Annotated in this window: 15 protein-coding genes; 7 read left to right on the forward strand and 8 right to left on the reverse strand. The window is 71.3% G+C overall.

Translation table 11 applies throughout. From position 1 onward, the window contains the following. Nucleotides 1–215: 215 nt before the first annotated feature. A complete protein-coding gene (locus AB0412_RS32710) occupies nucleotides 216–2,021 on the reverse strand; it encodes an endonuclease/exonuclease/phosphatase family protein (RefSeq protein WP_366406297.1) in 1,806 nt (601 codons plus the stop codon). 230 nt (nucleotides 2,022–2,251) lie between these two features. Between AB0412_RS32710 and AB0412_RS32715 the strand changes: the two genes are divergently transcribed. From AB0412_RS32715 to AB0412_RS32735, 5 genes are all read left to right on the forward strand, one after another. Then, nucleotides 2,252–3,679 carry a hypothetical protein gene (locus tag AB0412_RS32715; protein ID WP_366406231.1) on the forward strand — a complete coding sequence of 476 codons (1,428 nt, stop codon included), beginning with the start codon at nucleotides 2,252–2,254 and terminating at the stop codon, nucleotides 3,677–3,679. Between the two features lie 162 nt (nucleotides 3,680–3,841). Continuing rightward, a complete protein-coding gene (locus AB0412_RS32720) occupies nucleotides 3,842–5,284 on the forward strand; it encodes an alkaline phosphatase PhoX (RefSeq protein WP_366406232.1) in 1,443 nt (480 codons plus the stop codon). 404 nt (nucleotides 5,285–5,688) lie between these two features. After that, on the forward strand, nucleotides 5,689–6,330 hold the full coding sequence (locus AB0412_RS32725) for a GntR family transcriptional regulator (protein ID WP_366406233.1): 642 nt from the start codon (nucleotides 5,689–5,691) through the stop codon (nucleotides 6,328–6,330). A gap of 21 nt (nucleotides 6,331–6,351) precedes the next feature. Further along, a complete protein-coding gene (locus AB0412_RS32730) occupies nucleotides 6,352–7,377 on the forward strand; it encodes a 1-aminocyclopropane-1-carboxylate deaminase (RefSeq protein ID WP_366406234.1) in 1,026 nt (341 codons plus the stop codon). A gap of 61 nt (nucleotides 7,378–7,438) precedes the next feature. Further along, complete coding sequence (locus AB0412_RS32735) at nucleotides 7,439–8,026, forward strand: helix-turn-helix domain-containing protein (RefSeq protein WP_366406235.1); 588 nt, start codon at nucleotides 7,439–7,441, stop codon at nucleotides 8,024–8,026. Nucleotides 8,027–8,078: 52 nt separating this feature from the next. Here the strand turns inward: AB0412_RS32735 and AB0412_RS32740 are convergent, their stop codons facing one another. The 7 genes from AB0412_RS32740 to AB0412_RS32770 all read right to left on the reverse strand — a co-directional run bounded on the left by AB0412_RS32740 (nucleotide 8,079) and on the right by AB0412_RS32770 (nucleotide 15,616). Beyond that, nucleotides 8,079–9,302: a TerD family protein gene (locus tag AB0412_RS32740; RefSeq protein WP_366406298.1), complete on the reverse strand. Its 1,224-nt coding sequence runs from the start codon at nucleotides 9,300–9,302 to the stop codon at nucleotides 8,079–8,081. A 199-nt stretch (nucleotides 9,303–9,501) separates the two neighbouring features. Continuing rightward, entirely contained in the window at nucleotides 9,502–10,491 is a 990-nt protein-coding gene (locus tag AB0412_RS32745) for a zinc-dependent alcohol dehydrogenase family protein (protein WP_366406236.1), read from the reverse strand. After that, on the reverse strand, nucleotides 10,488–11,330 hold the full coding sequence (locus AB0412_RS32750) for a carbohydrate ABC transporter permease (RefSeq protein WP_366406237.1): 843 nt from the start codon (nucleotides 11,328–11,330) through the stop codon (nucleotides 10,488–10,490). Before AB0412_RS32750 ends, AB0412_RS32745 begins: the two co-directional genes overlap by 4 nt. Then, nucleotides 11,327–12,268, reverse strand: a complete 942-nt coding sequence (locus tag AB0412_RS32755; protein WP_366406238.1) for a sugar ABC transporter permease — start codon at nucleotides 12,266–12,268, stop codon at nucleotides 11,327–11,329. The genes AB0412_RS32750 and AB0412_RS32755 overlap by 4 nt, the downstream gene beginning before the upstream one ends. Then, nucleotides 12,265–13,641 carry a sugar ABC transporter substrate-binding protein gene (locus AB0412_RS32760; protein WP_366406239.1) on the reverse strand — a complete coding sequence of 459 codons (1,377 nt, stop codon included), beginning with the start codon at nucleotides 13,639–13,641 and terminating at the stop codon, nucleotides 12,265–12,267. The genes AB0412_RS32755 and AB0412_RS32760 overlap by 4 nt, the downstream gene beginning before the upstream one ends. Before the next feature lie 94 nt (nucleotides 13,642–13,735). Then, entirely contained in the window at nucleotides 13,736–14,503 is a 768-nt protein-coding gene (locus tag AB0412_RS32765; RefSeq protein ID WP_366406240.1) for a DeoR/GlpR family DNA-binding transcription regulator, read from the reverse strand. Nucleotides 14,504–14,806: 303 nt separating this feature from the next. Beyond that, nucleotides 14,807–15,616, reverse strand: a complete 810-nt coding sequence (locus AB0412_RS32770) for an NAD(P)-dependent oxidoreductase (RefSeq protein ID WP_366406241.1) — start codon at nucleotides 15,614–15,616, stop codon at nucleotides 14,807–14,809. A gap of 232 nt (nucleotides 15,617–15,848) precedes the next feature. On the opposite strand from AB0412_RS32770, the gene AB0412_RS32775 reads away from it, so the two are divergent. Both AB0412_RS32775 and AB0412_RS32780 read left to right on the forward strand, forming a co-directional pair. Then, nucleotides 15,849–16,790, forward strand: coding sequence for a 5-dehydro-4-deoxyglucarate dehydratase (locus AB0412_RS32775; RefSeq protein WP_366406242.1), 942 nt, complete (start codon nucleotides 15,849–15,851; stop codon nucleotides 16,788–16,790). An 8-nt stretch (nucleotides 16,791–16,798) separates the two neighbouring features. Then, the gene (locus tag AB0412_RS32780; protein ID WP_366406299.1) at nucleotides 16,799–17,962 is read left to right on the forward strand and encodes a hypothetical protein; all 1,164 of its coding nucleotides are present in this window, start codon (nucleotides 16,799–16,801) and stop codon (nucleotides 17,960–17,962) included. Nucleotides 17,963–17,996 lie beyond the last annotated feature (34 nt).

Genomic DNA, 17,996 nt, shown 5'->3' on the forward strand with positions numbered 1-17,996 from the left:
CTGGGCGGGTCCGGGGGGGCTTGGGTCGCGCCTCGGGGGGGGGGGTGTGTCGGGGCCGGGGCGGTGGTGTCCGTCCTCGGTCTGGCGCGGAATCGGTCACTCGAGAAGCGGTGGTGTTGACGCGCCAGCCGCTGCGGGCGGACACCACCGCCCCGTCCCCTTCCCGCCGTGGGCGAGTGCCGCCGCCCACGTCGTTGACGTGGGCGGCGGGTCCGCTACGGGTGGAAGCGCAGGATCTGCGGGTCGTGGTCGCTGATCTGGTCGTGGAACTCCGCGTTGATGTGCACGCTGTCGTACGAGAAGCGGCGGATCGACGGGCTGATCAGGATCTGGTCCAGGACCTGGCTGTTGCCCTGGTAGACGTACGAGTAACGCTCGCTCCTGGGCAGCGACTTGACCGCCGACCAGAGGGTGCCCTTGCCTTCGAGGATCTCGGTGGTCTCGGAGAACTCGAAGTCGTTGATGTCGCCGAGGACGACGACGTCCGCGTTCTTCTGGGTCTTGAGGATCTTCGCGGTGAAGTCGTGGACCGCCTTGGCCTGGAGGTGGCGCTGGGTCTCCGAGGTGCGCGACGGCGGCTGGTTGTGACTGGTGAGGCTCTGGTCGCCGCCCTTCGAGGCGAAGTGGTTGGCGATCAGGATGACCGTGCGGCCCCGGAAGGTGAACTCGCCGGCGAGCGGCTTGCGGCTGTTGGCGAAGGCTTCGGAGGCCGGGTCGATCCGGCCGGGGGAGAGGGTGAGCGCGGCCTTGCCGTGGGTCCTGGTGACGTCGACCGGCGTGGTCGCGTCGCCGCCGGGGCGGTCCACGAAGGAGACGCGGTCGGGGTTGAAGAGGAAGGCCTGGCGGATGTTGCCGCCGGGCTCGCCGCCGTCCGACTTGTCGGCCGGGTCGATCGATCGCCAGTCGTAGCGCGGGCCGCCGGCCGCCTCGATGGCGTCGATGAGCTTCGCCATGGTTCGGTCGGCTGCCACCGTGCCGTCGTCGGTGGCGCCGTTGTTGTCCTGGATCTCCTCCAGGGACACGATGTCGGGCGACTGCAGGTTGTTCACGATCGCGGCGGCGTGGGCGGCGAAGGTGTCGTCGCTCGGGTCGAGGTTCTCGACGTTGTACGTGGCGACGGACAGTTCGCGGCTGGTCTGCTCGCGAGTCGTCTCGCGCTGGAGGCCGCGGGATTCCAGGGCGCCCAGCTCGGCGGCGACCAGGGTGTAGCCGCCGTACTGGTTGAAGTCCAGGGGGCCGGTGGTGGTGCCGGTGAGGGTGTCACCGACGTTCGCGTCCGGGAAGTCGGCGGCGCGGCCCAGGGACTGGATCTGCAGGCGGCCGGTGTTCTGGGAGTCGTAGGAGCCGTAGACCGTGCCACCCCGGCGGTTGCGGTTCTCCCACGGCTTCACCGTGACCCAGAGCTCCGTGTACGGGTCGGTCGCGCCGACCACACGGGCGTCGGACACCTGGACGTTCATGCCCTCCAGGGACTCGTAGTGGTCCAGGGCGTAGGTGCTGGGCTCGAGGGTGAGGTTGTTGATCGAGCCGTCGGGGGTGGGCGTGTAGGCCGAGGGGACGCTGCGGGCGTCGATTCTCGTGGGGGCCGGGAGCGCGTTGCCGGACGAGGTGACCGTGAAGGTGGGGCGGGTGATCTCCGTCAGGGACTGGTTGCCGGAGGAGGTGCCGCCGGGGACGTATTCGGTGACGGTGCCCGAGACCGTCACGGCGTCGCCCACGGCCACGCCCTTGGGGGTCGAGCCGGTGAAGACGAAGACGCCCTCGCTGGTGGCCGGGTCGGCGTCCGGGTTCGGGTCCTGGATCCAGAAGCCGCGGGAGGAACCGTAGGTGCGGATGCCGGTGACGATTCCGGTCACGTCGGTGACCTGCTGCCCCGCGTACGGGGATATGCGGGTGTCGCCCTGGAGGTCATGGATGCGTACGGAGTCGGCGTGCGCCGGGGTGGGCAGGACGAGGGGCGCCGCTGTGCACACCGCGGCGACGGTGAGCGCGGCGAGACGGGAGGACGACTTGCTCGGCAACGTGGATCCCTCCGGGGACGTGTGGAGCGCCGGGACGAGGGTGGTGACGCGCGTAGAAATCGGGCGGTCCAGTCGATTTCTACGCGCGTCAATCTCCAGCCAGGCCAGGGCACTTGTCAAGGTTTCGGCCATGTACGGTCGCTGAAGAGGAGATGAAGCGGGCGGCATGGGTGGAAATCCGTCTAGGCTGAGCGGCTGAGTCGTAGAAGGCGCCCTAGGAGAACCAGCCGATGTCAGACAGCTCCCCCCTGCCTCCGGTGCGCCTGCACCCCGAAGCGGAGCTGGCGCGCGACGCGCTGTCCACGCCGTTGCTCTCCCGGGCCGCCCGGCTCGCCCGCTGGGCCGGGCCCGAGGTCAGGGTCGACGCCGGGGGTGCGCTTGCCGACGAGCAGTTGCCCGCCGCGGCCGAGGCGCTGGGGCTGACCGGGGAGGACGCCGCCGCCGAGGCCAGTGAGGCGTGGCGGGTCGCCGTGGACACCGGGCTCGTCGAGGTCGTGGACGAGGAGGAGGGCACCGTCCGGGCGGGCGCCGATCTGGCGCTGCTCACCGGCGGATCGCCGCAGGACGTGCTGGGCGTGTGGCTCGCCGCGCTGGAGGCCGTGCTCGCCGACGCCAGTACCCCCGATCTGGGCGGGCTGGTCGACGCCATCGCCGAGGGAGAGGGGTCGGGAGTCCTCGATCTGGACTCGCTCGACTGGGATCCGGAGGCCGAGGCGGAGTTCCTCGACGGGGTGCTCGGCAACCTGTACCTGATGACCGTCGGTGACCCGGGGCCCGCCCCCACGCCGGTGCCGCTGCCCGCGCTGGCCGCGTCCGTGCTCGTGCCCGACGACATGGCGGAGCCCACCAACGACGTGCTGGAGCAGGTGTCCGACGCGATGATGCGGCTGGACGAGCAGTTCCGGCTGCTGGAGCCGGTCGGGCTGGTGGACTACCAGCCCGTCGACGAGGCGCTCATGGCCGACGCCGAGGAGGAGCCCCTCGACGACACCGACGTAACCCGCTACGGCATGGTGCGGCTGACCCCGCTCGGCCTGTACGGGCTGCGCGCCCGGCTGCTGGAGGCCGGTTTCGACGCGCCGGCCGTCGGAGACCTCGCGGACAAGGGCGCCGACGCGCTGCTCGACGGGACCGCCGTGTTTCCGCCGGCGGCGGCCCACGCGGAGACCGAGCAGTGGCTCGCCCGGCGTGAACCGCTCGCCGCCGCACGGGAGTTGCTGGCCGCGGCGCGCGGCGCGGACGAGGGTGCTCCGCTGCGGCGGCTGCGCTGTCAGCAGGCGCTGTCGCTGGTCGGCGGTTCCGCCGAGCCCGCGCTGCGGGAGGTGCTGGACGACCCCGAGCTCGGCGGGCTCGCCCGGGTCTGGCTGACCGAGCACGGCGCGAGCGACGTGCCGCCGCCGACCGAGTCGATGATCTTCTGGCTGACCATCGACACGGTGGCTGCGCAGCTTGCCGCCGAGGGCAACTCCGAGGAGCTTCAGGCGCTGGTGGAGGGGTTGGCCCGTCAGCACAGCGGGTTCTTCGCGACCGCGTGGCGGGTGGAGCATCCGGCCACGGCGGATGTGCTGGAGGCGATGGGGCGGCTGCACCCGGACAAGAAGGTGGCGAAGGAGGCTCGGAAGGCTGCGTTCAAGGCGCGGTCACAACAGGGGGGTTGAGGTTCGTAGCGCGGTGCGGGTGCGCTGTGACTTGCCGCGCCCGCGCGGCGGAGCCGCATACGGATACAGTCCCGCGCCCCTTTGGGTGGTGTTCAACTGGTGTTCAGCCGTGGGCGGGAGCGTGGCGGCGCACCAGGCCGCCGTCCTCGACAGGAGACACCCATGTCGTTCACCCGTAGGGACTTCGCCAGAACGTCTGTGATCGCCGGGGCCGGGGTCGCGCTGGCGGGAAGTGTCGCGGCCCTCGGGTCCGCGCCCCACGCCCTCGCGACCGCCGAGACCGAGACCTCGGGAGACGAGAAGGCGGCTGAGGGCGTCGGCTACGGGCCTCTGCTGCCCGACCCGAAGGGGCTGCTCGCCCTGCCGGCGGGGTTCACGTACCGGGTGCTCACCCACAGCGGCAAGACGAAGCTCGAGTCGGGGGAGTTCACGCCCGGCTCGCACGACGGCACCGCCGCCTTTCCCGGGCCCCGCGGCAGCACCCTCCTGGTGAACAACCACGAGATGGACGGGCCCCGCTCCGAGTCCGAGCACCCGGTGCCGCTCGCCGACGGCCTCGTCTACGACCCGGCCGCGCCCGGCGGCTGCACGGTCGTCGAGGTGCGCCGCGACGGCAGCGTCGCCGAGTGGGTCGGCATCGCCGGCACCGCCAACAACTGCGCGGGTGGCAGCACCCCGTGGGGGACCTGGCTCACCTGCGAGGAGAACGCCGACCGGGCCGGTGAGAACGGCATGACCAAGGACCACGGCTACGTGTTCGAGGTCGACCCCGCCGACCGGCGCGCCAACCGCGACCCCAAGCCGCTGAAGTTCTTCGGCCGCTACGAGCACGAGGCCGTCGTCATCGACCCCAAGCGCGGCCACGCCTACCTCACCGAGGACGCCGACGAACCCAACGGGCTGTTCTACCGCTGGACCCCGCCCCACGGCTTCCGCCACGGCCCCGGACGCCTGCGCACCCTCGCCGACGACGCGGGTGTCCTCCAGGCGCCCAAGTGCTACGACTCCGGGGGCCGTTTCGTCGACGACCTCTCGCGGGCCACGAAGACCGGCACGGTGTACGGCGTCGACTGGGTCGACGTACCCGACCGGGACGCCAGGGCCACGTCGGTGCGGGAGCAGTTCGGGGACGGCGAGGTCACCCGGGCCCGCAAGCTGGAGGGCATGTGGTGGGGCGACGGCGGGGCGTACCTCGTCTCCTCCTACGCCCGTGAGGAGAGCCCCGCCCAGCACGACGGGCAGGTGTGGTTCTACGACCCCAAGCGCCGCACCCTGACCCTGAAGGTCCGCTTCGGCGTCAACCCCGACCCGTCGAAGGACGGAGCACCGGACGGGCCCGACAACATCACCGTCTCCCCGTACGGCGGTCTGGTCATCGCCGAGGACGGCGAGGGCGTCCAGCACCTGTTCGGCGCCACCGACAGCGGGCGTACCTATCCGATCGCCCGGAACGAACTGAACATCGGCAGCGAGGAGGAGCCCGAGTTCAGCGAATTCACCGGCGTCACCTTCTCGCCCGACGGAAAGACCCTGTACGCCAACATCCAGGACCCCGGCATCATGCTCGCCATCAACGGGCCGTGGAAGCGGCAGAAGCGCCGGTGAGTCATTCGCTCGCTCGTCCCGGGGCCGACCTCCCAGAGTGATGAACGTGCAGGTACGCAGGCAGGACCTACTTCCACTCATAACGGGGCGGCCGCGGGTTCGAGTCCCGCCACCGGCACAACTCGCCCGTGGAGCTCAGGGTTAGAGCACCTTGTCGGTTCCGCCGACCTCGATCTCTGGACACCAGTACATCACGCACCTCCCGGTGCGCCGGCGGCGGTTACTTCCTTGTCACGGATTCCCGGCCGCCGCCCACTTGATCTCGGGAGGCGCGGCACAAGGTGGGTGTCCGGTGCGCGGGCAGCGGATGGGGCGGAAGCGGAAGACGCGTCCGGCATTCGGTCCGCACTCCGGTGCGGCCGGGGTCTTTCCGTCGCCCCCATTGACATCTAACATTTCAGTCCATGGAGGCCCTTCAGCCCGTGCGCCGCACCCTGCTCAGGGACCGTGCCTACGAGGCGATCCGCGACGCCATCGTGGCCGGGGACATCGAACCCGGAGCGGTGGTGCGGGACGCCGAGCTCGCCGAGCGACTGGGGCTGTCCCGGGCACCGGTGCGCGAGGCGTTCGCGCGGCTCGTGGACGAGGGGCTGCTGGAGAGCAAGCCGCAGAGCTACACCCGGGTGACGCCGCTGGTGGCCGCCGACGTCCGGGACGCCGCCGCCGTGGTCGGCGCCATGCACGAGCTGGTCACGCGGGTCGCGGTGCCGCGGCTGTTCGCCGCCGACATCGAGGCGATGCGGGCCGCCAACGAACGGTTCGCCGCCGCCGTCCGGGCCGGTGACGTGGACGGCGCCCTGCGCGCCGACGACGACCTGCACGACGTGCTGGTGCGGGTGAGCGGCAACCGGGCCGCCGCCGCGACCGTCGCCCGCTACACCCCCCTCATCCGCCGACTGGAGCGCCGGCGCTTCGGTGAGGGCGGCAGCTGCCGTTCGGCGGGACTGCACGAGCGGCTGATCGAGGCCTGCGCGGCCGGTGACGTGGACGAGGCGGTCCGGGTCACGGCGGAGATCTGGCGGGGGCTCGAAGAACTCGCCGACTGAGAACCGACCCCGGGAGGACCCGTGTCCCTTGCATCCCTTTCCTCGTACGAGCGTTACCCGCTGCTCTTCGGGCCCTCGCCCGTGCATCCGCTGGAGCGGCTGACCGACCGTCTCGGCGGGGCCTCGCTGTGGGCCAAGCGCGAGGACTGCAACTCCGGGGTGGCCTACGGCGGGAACAAGACCCGCAAGCTGGAGTACCTGGTCGCCGACGCGCTCGCGCAGGGCTGCGACACGCTCGTGTCCATCGGCGGAGTGCAGTCCAACCACACCCGCCAGGTCGCCGCGGTCGCCGCCCGCGCCGGGCTCAAGTGCGTGCTGGTGCAGGAGAGCTGGGTGGACTGGCCGGACGCTGTGTACGACAAGGTCGGCAACATCCTCATCAGCCGGCTCGCCGGGGCCGACGTACGGCTCGTGCGGGCCGGGTTCGGCATCGGGTTCAAGGAGAGCTGGGAGCAGGCGCTCAGGGAGGTCGAGGAGTCCGGCGGCAAGCCGTACGCCATCCCGGCCGGCGCCTCCGACCATCCGCTCGGCGGGCTCGGGTTCGCCGGCTGGGCCTACGAGGTCGCCGAGCAGGAGCGGGAGCTGGGCGTCTTCTTCGACACCGTGATCGTGTGCTCGGTGACCGGATCCACCCAGGCCGGCATGGTCGCCGGGTTCCGGGCGCTGGAGGAGGCGGGCGGCAGGCAGCGGCGCGTGATCGGCATCGACGCCTCCGCCAAGCCCGTCGCCACGCGTGAGCAGATCGCGCGGATCGCCCAGGGCACCGGCCGGCTCATCGGCGTACGGCGGGAGCTGACCGAGGCGGACGTGGAGCTGGACGAGCGCTATCACGCGGGGGTGTACGGGATCCCGGACGAGACGACGCTGGAGGCAATGCGGCTCGCGGCACGGACGGAGGGGATGGTCACCGACCCCGTCTACGAGGGGAAGTCCATGGCCGGGCTGATCGATCTCGTGTCGCGCGGGGAGATCGGACGGGAGTCGACCGTGCTGTACGCGCATCTGGGCGGGCAGCCGGCGCTGAACGCGTACAGTGCGCTGTTCTGAGCGGGGGTGCGCCGGCGCCTCGGTAGGCTACGGACGGGAGTTCCCGGCCGAGGAGTGACGGATGGCGCAGGTCAGGTCCATGCGCGCGGACGCTCGGCGCAATCGTGAGCGGTTGCTGAAGGCTGCGGTGGAGGCGTTCGCCGCGCAGGGCGAGGGCGCCTCGCTCGACGACATCGCCAAGCAGGCGGGCGTCGGCTCCGGCACGCTCTACCGGCACTTCCCCACCCGGCGAGCGCTGCTGGAGGCCGCCTACGCCGACCGGATCGACGCGATCGCGGCGCGGGCCGGTGAGCTGGCGCAGCGGCTGCCGCCGGGTGAGGCGCTGGTGGAGTGGCTGGACGAACTCGGTGTGGGCATGATCCGGGTGCGGGGGCTGCGGGCGTTGCTGAGCTCGTCGGTCGGGGGTGACGGCGGGCCCGCGGAGAGCTCCTCTTCCTCCTCCGATTGCTGCGGCCCGTTGAGGAGTGCTGTGGCGCGGCTGGTGGGGGCGGCGCAGGAGGCGGGGGTGCTGCGCAGGGACGTCGAGCCGATCGACGTACTGCGGCTGGTGCACGGGGTGGCGATGGCGTGCGAGGCGGTCGACGGCGAGGAGGCTCAGGCGCTGCTTCGCCGCTATGTCGGGTTGCTGATGGAGGGGCTGCGGGGCTGAGCCGCCGCCGGCGCCCCCGCGACGGGGGCGCCCTGCGGGTCGTGGCCGGGTGTCAGAGCGCCTGGGCGGCCGGCTTGACCATCCCCCTCACCGTGCGGGACTTCACGAAGTCGCCCATCGCCGTCATCTCCCACTCACCGGAGAACTGGCGGATGAGCTTGGCCATCATCACGCCCGTCTGCGGTTCGGCGCCGGTGAGGTCGAAGCGGACGAGTTCCTCGCCGGTGGTGCCGTCCAGGAGGCGGCAGTAGGCCTTGGCGACCTCGGTGAACTTCTGGCCGGAGAAACTGTTGACCGTGAAGACCAGGCCGGTGACGTCCTGGGGGAGACGGCCGAGGTCGACCGTGATCACCTCGTCGTCGCCGCCGCCCTCGCCGGTGAGGTTGTCGCCGGAGTGGCGGATCGCGCCGTTGATGATCTGGAGCTTGCCGAAGTAGCAGCTGTCGATGTGATTGCGCTGGGGGCCGTAGGCGATGACCGAGGCGTCGAGGTCGATGTCCTTGCCGCGGTAGGCGGGCTCCCAGCCGAGGCCCATCTTGACCTGGGAGAGCAGCGGGCGGCCGCCCTTCATCAGGGAGACGGTCTGGTTCTTCTGGAGGCTGACGCGGCCCTTGTCGAGGTTGATCTTTCCGGTGGAGGCCGCCGGGGCGGCGGGGGTGGTGGGGGCCGGGGGTGCCTGCGGGGTGGACATCGGCGGGGCCGGCGGGGTCACCGGGGGCTGCATGGCGGGCGGGGGCGGGGTGGCCGGCTGGGCCGGGGCGGTGGGCTGGGCCGGGGCTGCCGGCTCCTCGACCGTGACGCCGAAGTCCGTGGCGATGCCGGCGAGGCCGTTGGCGTAGCCCTGGCCCACGGCGCGGGCCTTCCACTGGCCGTTGCGGAGATAGATCTCGACGATGACGAGGGCCGTCTCCGAGCCGAGCTGCGGGGGTGTGAAGGTGGCGAGGACGGAGTTGTCGTCGGCGCTGCGGAGGGTCGCCGTGGGTTCGATGCCCTGGAAGGTCTGGCCGGGGGCGTCGGGGCTCGCCGTGACGACGATCTTCTCGATGCCGGGTGGGAGGGCCGTGGTGTCGACCGTGATGGCGTCGGGAGTGGTGCCGCCGCCGGAGCGGTACGTCACGCCGGGGCCGGTGGGCTGGTTGTAGAAGATGAAGTCGTCGTCGGAGCGCACCTTGCCGTCGGCGGTGAGCAGCAGGCCCGAGACGTCCAGCCGCACCGGGGCGGTGACGTCCACCGTCACTCGGGCGGTGGGGAGGGGGATGTTCGAGCCGGGGGTCATAGCTGTCATGCCGGGTGAACGAGCGGGGCGGTTTTGCCGTTCCCTTACCTGCGCGCCTGTGGTCCGATCGGGGCAGGGGAGCGCCGCCGCCGACCCCGCCAGGGGCTCCGCCCCTGGACCCCGACCTGTGCCCACCCGCCACCCGACCCGGTTGGTCGAGAGGTGACCGATCGGGGGGAGGGTGGGCTCGGTGGGTGGGTCATGGGGTTACCACGATCTTTCGGCCCACTCCTGCGGCGAAGCGGTTCAGGGCCTCCGGGTACTGGGACAGGGGGATGCGGTCGCTGATGAAGATGTCGGGGTCCAGGATGCCCGTGGCGAAGAGTTCGGCCGCTCGTTCGAAGCTGTGCAGGACCGCCATGGAGCCGGTGATCGTGATCTCCTGGTTGTAGATGCGGTACGGGTCGATGGTGACCCGGGTCGCGTAGTCCGCCACGCCGAACTGGAGGAACGTGCCCGCCTTGGCCACGCGGTCCAGGCCGTCCTGGATCGCCGCCGCGTTGCCCGTCGCGTCGATGACCAGGTCCCAGCCCTGGGGGCGGTTCAGTTCGTCGGCGGTGGCCGCCGAGGAGGAGACGCCCAGCTGGATCGCCGTTTCCAGGCGGGCGGGGTTGATGTCCACCATGTCCACGCTCGCCGCGCCCGTGCGCTTGGCGAGCTCCAGCATCATCAGTCCCATCGTTCCCGAGCCGTAGATCAGGACGTGTGCCCCGAGGCGGGACTGAAGGACGTCGTAGCCGCGGATCGCGCAGGACAGCGGTTCCACCAGGGCCGCGTCCTCGGTGCGGACGTGGTCGGGGAGTTTGACGCAGTTCGCCACCGGGGCGACCGCGTACTGGGCCGCGCCGCCCGCCGTCGTCACGCCGATCGCCGCCCAGCGTTCGCACAGGTTGTTGTGGCCGGTGCGGCAGTAGCGGCACTCGTAGCAGTACAACGACGGGTCCACGGCCACTCGGTCGCCCACCGACAGCTCCGTGACCTGCGTGCCCACTCCGACCACCGCGCCCGCGAACTCGTGGCCCGGCACGATCGGCAGCTTCGGGGCGAACTCGCCCTGCAGGATGTGGAGGTCGGTGCCGCACAGGCCGCACGCCGCGACCTCCACGACCACCTCGCGGGGGCCAGGCGTCGGGTCGGGGACCTCGGCGACGACGGCGCGGCCCACGGACTCGATGACGGCGGCCTTCATTTCACGGCTCCCAACGACAGGCCCTGGACGAGTTTGTCCTGGGCGGCGAACCCCGCGGCGAGCACCGGCAGGGAGATGACGAGCGACGCGGCGCACACCTTCGCCAGGAACAGGCCCTGGCTGGTGATGAAGCCGGTCAGGAAGACGGGGGCCGTCTCGGCGACGACGCCCGTCAGGACCCGGGCGAACAGCAGTTCGTTCCAGCTGAAGATGAAGCAGATCAACGACGTTGCCGCGATGCCGGGGAGGGCGATGGGGGCGACGACCCGGGCCAGGATCGTCGGCAGCCTCGCTCCGTCCACCCGTGCCGCCTCGATGATCGCCACCGGCACCTCCGCGAGGAACGACTGCATCATCCACACCGCGATCGGCAGGTTCATGGAGGTGTAGAGGATGACGAGGAGCCAGATGTTGTCCAGCAGGCCGGCGTTCTTCGCGAACAGGTAGATCGGCAGCAGGCCCGCGACCACCGGCAGCATCTTGGTGGACAGGAAGAAGAACAGGACGTCGGTCCACTTCTTCACCGGGCGGATGGACAGGGCGTACGCCGCCGGGAGGGCCAGCAGGAGCACCAGCACCGTGGACGCGATCGAGGCCACCGCCGAGTTGATCAGGGCCGGCCAGGGGCTCGCACCGCCGCCCGCGCCGAAGAACTCGCGGTAGCCGTCCAGGGTGAGAGCGGCCGCGAAAGAGGGCGGGTTGGTGGCCGCGTCCTCCTCGGAGTGGAAGGAGGTCAGCGCCATCCAGGCGACGGGCAGGAAGAACGCGATCCCGGCCAGCCAGGCCAGCAGGCCGAGGCCCGCACCCTTACGGCGGACGCGTACGGCGATGCTGCTCATGCGCGGGACACCTCCTCGCGGAACAGGGACGACACCACGCGCAGGGCGAAGGTCGCGATGACGATCGAGCCGATGACGACCAGGACGCCGGCCGCCGAGGCGAGGCCGTTCTCGTGGGCCTGGTAGAAGGTCTGGTAGACGGTGTAGGGCAGGTTGGCGGTGCCCAGGCCGCCGGACGTGATCGTGAAGACCGCGTCGAAGTTCTGCACGATGTAGATCGAGCCGAGCAGCGCCCCGAGTTCGAGGTAGCGGCGCAGGTGGGGCAGCGTGAGGTGGCGGAAGATCTGCCAGTCGCTCGCGCCGTCGACCCGGGCCGCCTCGATCTGCTGCTGGTCCCGGCTCTGCAGGCCGGCCAGCAGGATCAGCATCATGAACGGCGTCCACTGCCACACGAGCGCGGCCTCGACGGCGAGCAGCGGGGTGCTGGAGATCCAGTCGGGCTGCGGGCCGCCGACGTAGTGCAGCAGGCCGTTGAGCAGGCCGTACTCGGGGTTGTAGAGGACGTGCTTCCACAGCAGCGCCGCCGCCACCGGGACGACCAGGAACGGGGCGATGAGCAGGGTGCGGACCACGCCCCGGCCGCGGAACCTCCGGTCCAGGAGCAGGGCGAGCAGCAGGCCGAGGACCAGGCTGGCCAGGACGACGGCCACGGTCAGCACGATCGTCGTCCACACCGACCGGCGCAGGTCCGGATCGGTGAGGACCTCCTGGTAGTTCTCGAGGCCGGCGAAGTGCCGGGCGTCGGGATAGAGGGAGTTCCAGTCGAAGAACGAGATCACCAGGGTGGCCACGAAGGGCAGCTGGGTGACCACGATCATGAAGACCAGGGCGGGCATCAGCGGGGCGCGGGTGGCCCAGGCGCGCAGCCGTGCGGAGGGGCGGCGGCCGGTGGTGAGCGGTTCCGGGGCGGCCACGGGGGCCGTTGTCGTCGCGGTCATCGTCCCTCGTACTCCTCGGAGATCTCTTCTGCGAGCTGCTGGGACTTCTTCAGGGCCGCATCGACGGACTGGCGTCCGGCGATGGCCGCGCTGATCTCCTGGGAGACCTTGGTGCCGAGGTCGGTGAACTCGGGGATGCCGACGAACTGGATGCCGGGCGCGGGGCGCGGCTGCACGCCGGGGTCCTCGGGCCGGGCCTGCTCGATGGCCTTCTTGGTCATCTCCTGGAAGGCGGCGGCCTCGGCGCGGTAGGCGGGGTTGGCGTAGGTGGAGGCGCGTTTGCCTGCCGGGACGTCGGACCAGCCGATCTCGTCGCCGACGAGCTGCTCGTACTCCTTGCTGGAGGCCCAGGAGACGAACTTCCAGGCGTCGTCGGCGTTGCGGGATGCGTTCTGGATGCCCCAGGCCCAGGTGTAGAGCCAGCCGGAGGACTCGGTCTTCTCGACGGGGGCGGGGGCGTAGCCGACCTTGCCCTTGACGGGGGAGTTCGCGGACTCGAGGGAGCCGGCCGCGGAGGTGGCGTCGTACCACATGGCGACCTTCCCCTGGGTCATGTTGTTCAGGCACTCGGCGAAACCGGCCTGGGCGGCGCCGGACTCGCCGTGCTCGCGCACGAGGTCGACATAGAACTTTGTCGCCTCCTTCCACTCGGGGGAGTCGAGGCGGGCGTTCCAGTCCTGGTCGAACCAGGTGCCGCCGAAGGTGTTGACGACGGTCGTCAGCGGGGCCATGACCTCGCCCCAGCCGGGCAGGCCGCGCAGGCAGATGCCCTTCATGCCGGGTTCGGCGCCGTCCGCCTTCGCGGCGAGGTCGGCGACCTGCCGCCAGGTGGGGCGGGCGGGCATCGTCAGGCCCTTCGCCGCGAAGACGTCCTTGCGGTACATCAGGAAGGACGACTCGCCGTAGAAGGGCTGGCCGTAGAGCTTGCCGTCCTCGCCGGTGAGGGACTGCCGCATCGGCCCCAGGACGTCCTGCTCGTCGTACGCCGGGTCCTCGGCGACGTAGGAGTTCATCTCCTTCAGCCAGCCGTTCCTGGCGTAGATCGGTATCTCGTAGTTGGACAGGGTGGCCACGTCGTACTGGCCCGCCTGGTTGGCGAAGTCCTGGCTGATCTTGTCGCGGACGTCGTTCTCCGGCAGCACGGTGAAGTTCACCTTGATGCCGGTGTCCTTGGTGAAGTGGGCGGCGGTCAGCTTCTGCAGCTCGACCATCTGCGGGTTGTTGACCATCAGGACGTTGATGGAGTCACCGCCGGATCCGGCCCCGCCCGCTCCGACCCAGCAGCCGGAGAGCAGCGGGGCGAGCAGCGTCCCTGCGGCGGCCAGGGCGAGCGGGGCTCGCGGTGGCCGTCGTCGTCGGCTCTGGGTGCGCATGGATCGCTCCTGCACGTAGAGGGGATGTATCAGGCGATAAGGGGCACTGCCGGGCGTGCGGCGCCCGTGAGGGGATGTGCAGGTGTGGGGGCTGTCAGACCCGGAGAACCTGGGGCCCCAGCAGGGAGTAGCGGTGGGCCTCCGCCGCCGGGAGCAGGGTGCTGGTGACGATCGCCTCCAGCGCGCCGACCTCCGCGAACCGGCAGAAGCTGACGGCGCCGAACTTGCTGTGCACGCCCGCGAACACGGTGCGCCGCGCGGCCCGGATCGCCTGCGCCTTGACCTCGCTGACCGCCGGGTCGGGCGTGGTCAGACCGTGTTCCCGCGAGATGCCGTTGGCGCCGATGTACGCCAGGTCGATGACGAAGCCGGCGAGCATCTTCGTCGTCCAGTGGTCGACGGTGGCGAGCGTGCCCGAACGGACCCGGCCGCCGAGCAGCAGGACCGAGATCGTGCCGGTCTCCGCGAGTACGCCCGCGACCGGCAGGGAGGCGGTGACCACGGTCAGCGGTCGGTCCCTGGGCAGGGCCTCGGCGATGAGCTGGGGGGTGAAGCCCTCGTCGACGAAGACGGTCTCGGCGTCGCCGAGCAGGTTCGCGGCGGCGGCCGCGATGCGGCGCTTCTCGGGGACATGGCTGGTGGAGCGGAAGGCGAGCGTGGTCTCGAAGCCGGCGCTCTCCACCGGGTAGGCGCCGCCGTGGGTGCGGCGGACCAGGCCGTGGTCCTCCAGGGCGCGCAGGTCCCGGCGGACGGTCTCCTTGGCCACGCCGAGGTCGGCGGCGAGTGCGGTGACGTCCACGGAGCCGGTGGCTCGCGCCATGCGGACGATCTCGCGTTGGCGTTCTTCGGCGGTTCTGGTCATGTCGTCACCCGCCCTTCCTCTGCAGTGCTGCCCGTTCGGGCTCGTGAGGGAATTTCTACAGCGGGGGTGTGGTGGTGACCAGGTCTGTTACGGAGGTGATGGTGCCCGGGTGTGCCCGTTCGGGCGTGGGGGTGAGGTGCGGGGCGGGAGGCGGTCGTGGAGTGGCTGCGGGTGCGTCGTGGCTGGTCGCGCAGTTCCCCGCGCCCCTGGGGTGCTGCCGGACCGCTTCTCGAGCGATGCCCGGAGATGCGGTCGGGCGAGCCCGTTTCGTGCCCGCCCGCTTCCCCTCGCGATCGTTTTCGGTCAGTGCGGCCAGATCGGGGGGTCGGTCACGAAGTGGCCGCCGAGGCAGGCGTGGGACGGGTCGGCCGGGTCCAGGTCACCCTGTTCGGCGATGAGCTTCTCGGCGTACGGCTCGGAGTCGTCCTGCGGGTCGTAGCCGAGCGCGCGCGCGGAGGTCAGGTCCCACCACAGGCGGGTGTTGGCGGAGGAGCCGTAGACGACGGTGTGGCCGACGTTCTCGGCGGTCAGGGCCGCGTGGAAGAGGCGGGCGCCGTCGGCGGGGCTCATCCACACCGAGAGCATGCGCACGCTGGTCGGCTCGGGGAAGCAGGAGCCGATGCGCACGGAGACGGTCTCCAGGCCGTGCTTGTCCCAGTAGAACTGGGCGAGGTCCTCGCCGAAGGACTTGGACAGGCCGTAGAAGGTGTCGGGGCGGTGCGGGGTGTCGACGGGGATCAGCGGGTCGGCGCCCTGGGGGCGGGGCGTGAAGCCCACCGCGTGGTTGGAGGAGGCGAACACGATGCGTCCGATGCCCTCCTCGCGGGCCGCCTCGTACAGGTTGTAGGTGCCCTCGATGTTCGCCTTGAGAATCTTCTCGAAGGGGGCTTCCAGGGAGATGCCCGCGAGATGGATGATCGCGTCGACGCCGCGGACCGCCTCGCGCAGGGCGTCCTTGTCGGCGAGGTCGGCGACGATCGCGCCCGGCTCGCCGTCGATGGGGCGCAGGTCGAGCAGGCGCAGGTCGTAGCCGTGGTCCGGGAGCAGGTCCCGCATCAGCGTGCCGAGTCCGCCGGCGGCGCCGGTGAGCAGAACGGTGCGGGGAGCGGGCATCCTCGGATCTCCTTGCATCGCCAGCCGTGCACAAGGCTGCACGGCATTCATATTCGTGGACACGCTAAGGAGTCGGGCCGCGGCCCGTCAAGGGTGGTCGCCGCGTGGTGGAACGTCGAAATCCGCTGGTCTGGCGCGGGTTCGCGCGCTTGACCGGCCTCCTGGTGGCGGCTTAGCGTGGAGTGGTTCAGAAATATAGACGCCAATCAAGGATATGGACCAGGGAGAGCTTGTGACCCCAGCCCCTCTCGCCGCCAGGCTCAGTATCCCCAGCGGGCCGCTGTTCTTCCCGGTCACCGCCTACGGGCCCGACGGGAGCGTCGACCTCGACACCTACCGCCTCCATGTGCGCCGCGGCGTGGAGGCCGGGGCCGCCGCCGTGTTCGCCTGCTGCGGCACCGGGGAGTTCCACGCGCTCACCCCCGAGGAGTTCGAGTCCTGCGTGCGCGCGGCCGTGGAGGCGACCGAGGGGCGCGTCCCGGTCGTCGCCGGCGCCGGCTACGGCACGGCGCTCGCCGTGCACTACGCCCGCCTCGCCGAGCGCGCCGGCGCCGACGGGCTGCTCGCCCTGCCGCCCTACCTGGTCCGCGCCCCCCAGCACGGACTGCTGCGGCACTACCGGGAACTCGCCGCGGCGACCGACCTGCCCGTCGTCGTCTACCAGCGCGACAACGCCCTCTTCACACCGGACACCGTGGTCGAACTCGCCCGCACCGACGGCGTCATCGGACTCAAGGACGGCCAGGGCGACCTCGACCTGATGCAGCGCATCGTCAGCGCGCAACGCACCGAGGCCCCCGGCGACTTCCTCTACTTCAACGGGCTGCCCACCGCCGAACTGACCCAGCCCGCCTACCGCGGCCTCGGCATCACCCTCTACTCCTCCGCCGTCTTCTGCTTCGCCCCCGAACTCGCCCTCGCCTGCCACCGGGCGCTGCGCACCGGCGACAAGACCACGACCCGCCGCCTGCTCGACGGCTTCTACCGGCCCTTCGCCGAACTGCGCGCCCAGGGCCACGGGTACGCCGTCTCCCTCGTCAAGGCAGGTGTGCGGCTGCGCGGACTCGACGTCGGCGAGGTCCGGCCGCCGCTCGCCGAGCCGGCCGAGGATCATGTCAAGCAGCTCGCTCAGCTGATCGAGCGGGGACACGCGCTGCTCGAGGAGGGCATGTGACCGGGCGCATGAGAGCCTCGGCCTTCGTCTATCCCTGGGACGTCAACGGCGACCCCGACGCCCCCGCGCGGATCGCCGGGCTCGGCGTGGCGCAGGTGACGCTCGCCTCCGCCTATCACTCCACGCGCGCTCTGACCCCGCGCCATCCGCGCCATCGCGTCGTCACCGCCGAGCACGCCGCCGTGCTGTATCCGCCGGGTGACCGCTGGAGCGGACGTACGCTGCGCCCGTACCCCGCCGGTGACTGGGCCCCCGGCGACGCGTTCGGCGAGGCCGCGGACGCCCTCGCGGGCGCGGGTCTCGAGGTGCACACGTGGGTCGTGCTGGCGCACAACTCCCGGCTCGGGGCCGAGCATCCGGACACCTCGGTGGTCAACGCCTACGGCGACCGCTATCCGTGGGCGCCGTGCATCGCGCAGCCCGCCACGCGTGCGTACCTCGTCGACCTGGCCGCGGAGGCGGCCGTGCGGCCCGGGGCGCGCGGCACCGAACTGGAGTCGCTGGGCTGGTACGGGCTGGCGCATCTGCACGCCCACGACAAGACGGCGGGGGTCGGGCTCGGGGACGCCGGACAGTATCTGATGTCGCTGTGCTTCTGTCCGGCCTGCCGGGAGGGGTACGGCCGGCAAGGGCTCGATCCGGAGGCGCTGGCCGACGCGGTGCGCTCCGCTCTGGAACCGGTGTGGCGAGGGGCGCCGTCCGACGGGGGGTGGACGGGGGTCGAGAAGCTGCTCGGGGCTGAGACGGCGGGCGGCACGCGTGCGTGGCGTGACGCCACGGCTCGCTCGCTTCAGGAGGCCGCCGTGAGGGCGGTGCGGGAGGCCGCGCCCGAGGGGTTCCGGGTGTTGTTGCACGCGGACCCGGTGTCGTATCACTGCGGGGCGAATGCGGGGGTGGATCCCGCGCACATTCTGTCCGTGGCGGACGGGGTGGTCGTGCCGTGCACGGGGGGTGCGGGGGCGGTCGCGCCGTTTGCCCGGGAGGCTCGGGACGGGCCTGTGATCGCGGCGAACCTCACCGTTGTCTCCGGGATGGGGGGTAGTCCCGGCACGCTGGCGGAGGACGCTGTGGAGGCGTGTCGGCTGGGGGCGACGGAACTGCGGCTGTACCACGCGGGGCTGGCTTCGGACGGGGACCTGGATGCGGTGAGGGTGGCGTTGGGTCGTCATTAGCTGCGGGTGCGTGGGGGCTGGTCGCGCCCGCGCG

The organism is Streptomyces sp. NPDC052012 (assembly GCF_040689265.1).
Lineage (GTDB): Bacteria > Actinomycetota > Actinomycetes > Streptomycetales > Streptomycetaceae > Streptomyces.

Coding starts and splice junctions, on each gene's coding strand:
- AB0412_RS32715 (WP_366406231.1), top strand. CDS start 2,252: ATGTCAGACAGCTCCCCCCTGCCTCCGGTGCGCCTGCACCCCGAAGCG.
- AB0412_RS32720 (WP_366406232.1), top strand. CDS start 3,842: ATGTCGTTCACCCGTAGGGACTTCGCCAGAACGTCTGTGATCGCCGGG.
- AB0412_RS32725 (WP_366406233.1), top strand. CDS start 5,689: ATGGAGGCCCTTCAGCCCGTGCGCCGCACCCTGCTCAGGGACCGTGCC.
- AB0412_RS32735 (WP_366406235.1), top strand. CDS start 7,439: ATGGCGCAGGTCAGGTCCATGCGCGCGGACGCTCGGCGCAATCGTGAG.
- AB0412_RS32740 (WP_366406298.1), bottom strand. CDS start 9,302: ATGACCCCCGGCTCGAACATCCCCCTCCCCACCGCCCGAGTGACGGTG.
- AB0412_RS32745 (WP_366406236.1), bottom strand. CDS start 10,491: ATGAAGGCCGCCGTCATCGAGTCCGTGGGCCGCGCCGTCGTCGCCGAG.
- AB0412_RS32750 (WP_366406237.1), bottom strand. CDS start 11,330: ATGAGCAGCATCGCCGTACGCGTCCGCCGTAAGGGTGCGGGCCTCGGC.
- AB0412_RS32755 (WP_366406238.1), bottom strand. CDS start 12,268: ATGACCGCGACGACAACGGCCCCCGTGGCCGCCCCGGAACCGCTCACC.
- AB0412_RS32760 (WP_366406239.1), bottom strand. CDS start 13,641: ATGCGCACCCAGAGCCGACGACGACGGCCACCGCGAGCCCCGCTCGCC.
- AB0412_RS32765 (WP_366406240.1), bottom strand. CDS start 14,503: ATGACCAGAACCGCCGAAGAACGCCAACGCGAGATCGTCCGCATGGCG.
- AB0412_RS32770 (WP_366406241.1), bottom strand. CDS start 15,616: ATGCCCGCTCCCCGCACCGTTCTGCTCACCGGCGCCGCCGGCGGACTC.
- AB0412_RS32780 (WP_366406299.1), top strand. CDS start 16,799: ATGAGAGCCTCGGCCTTCGTCTATCCCTGGGACGTCAACGGCGACCCC.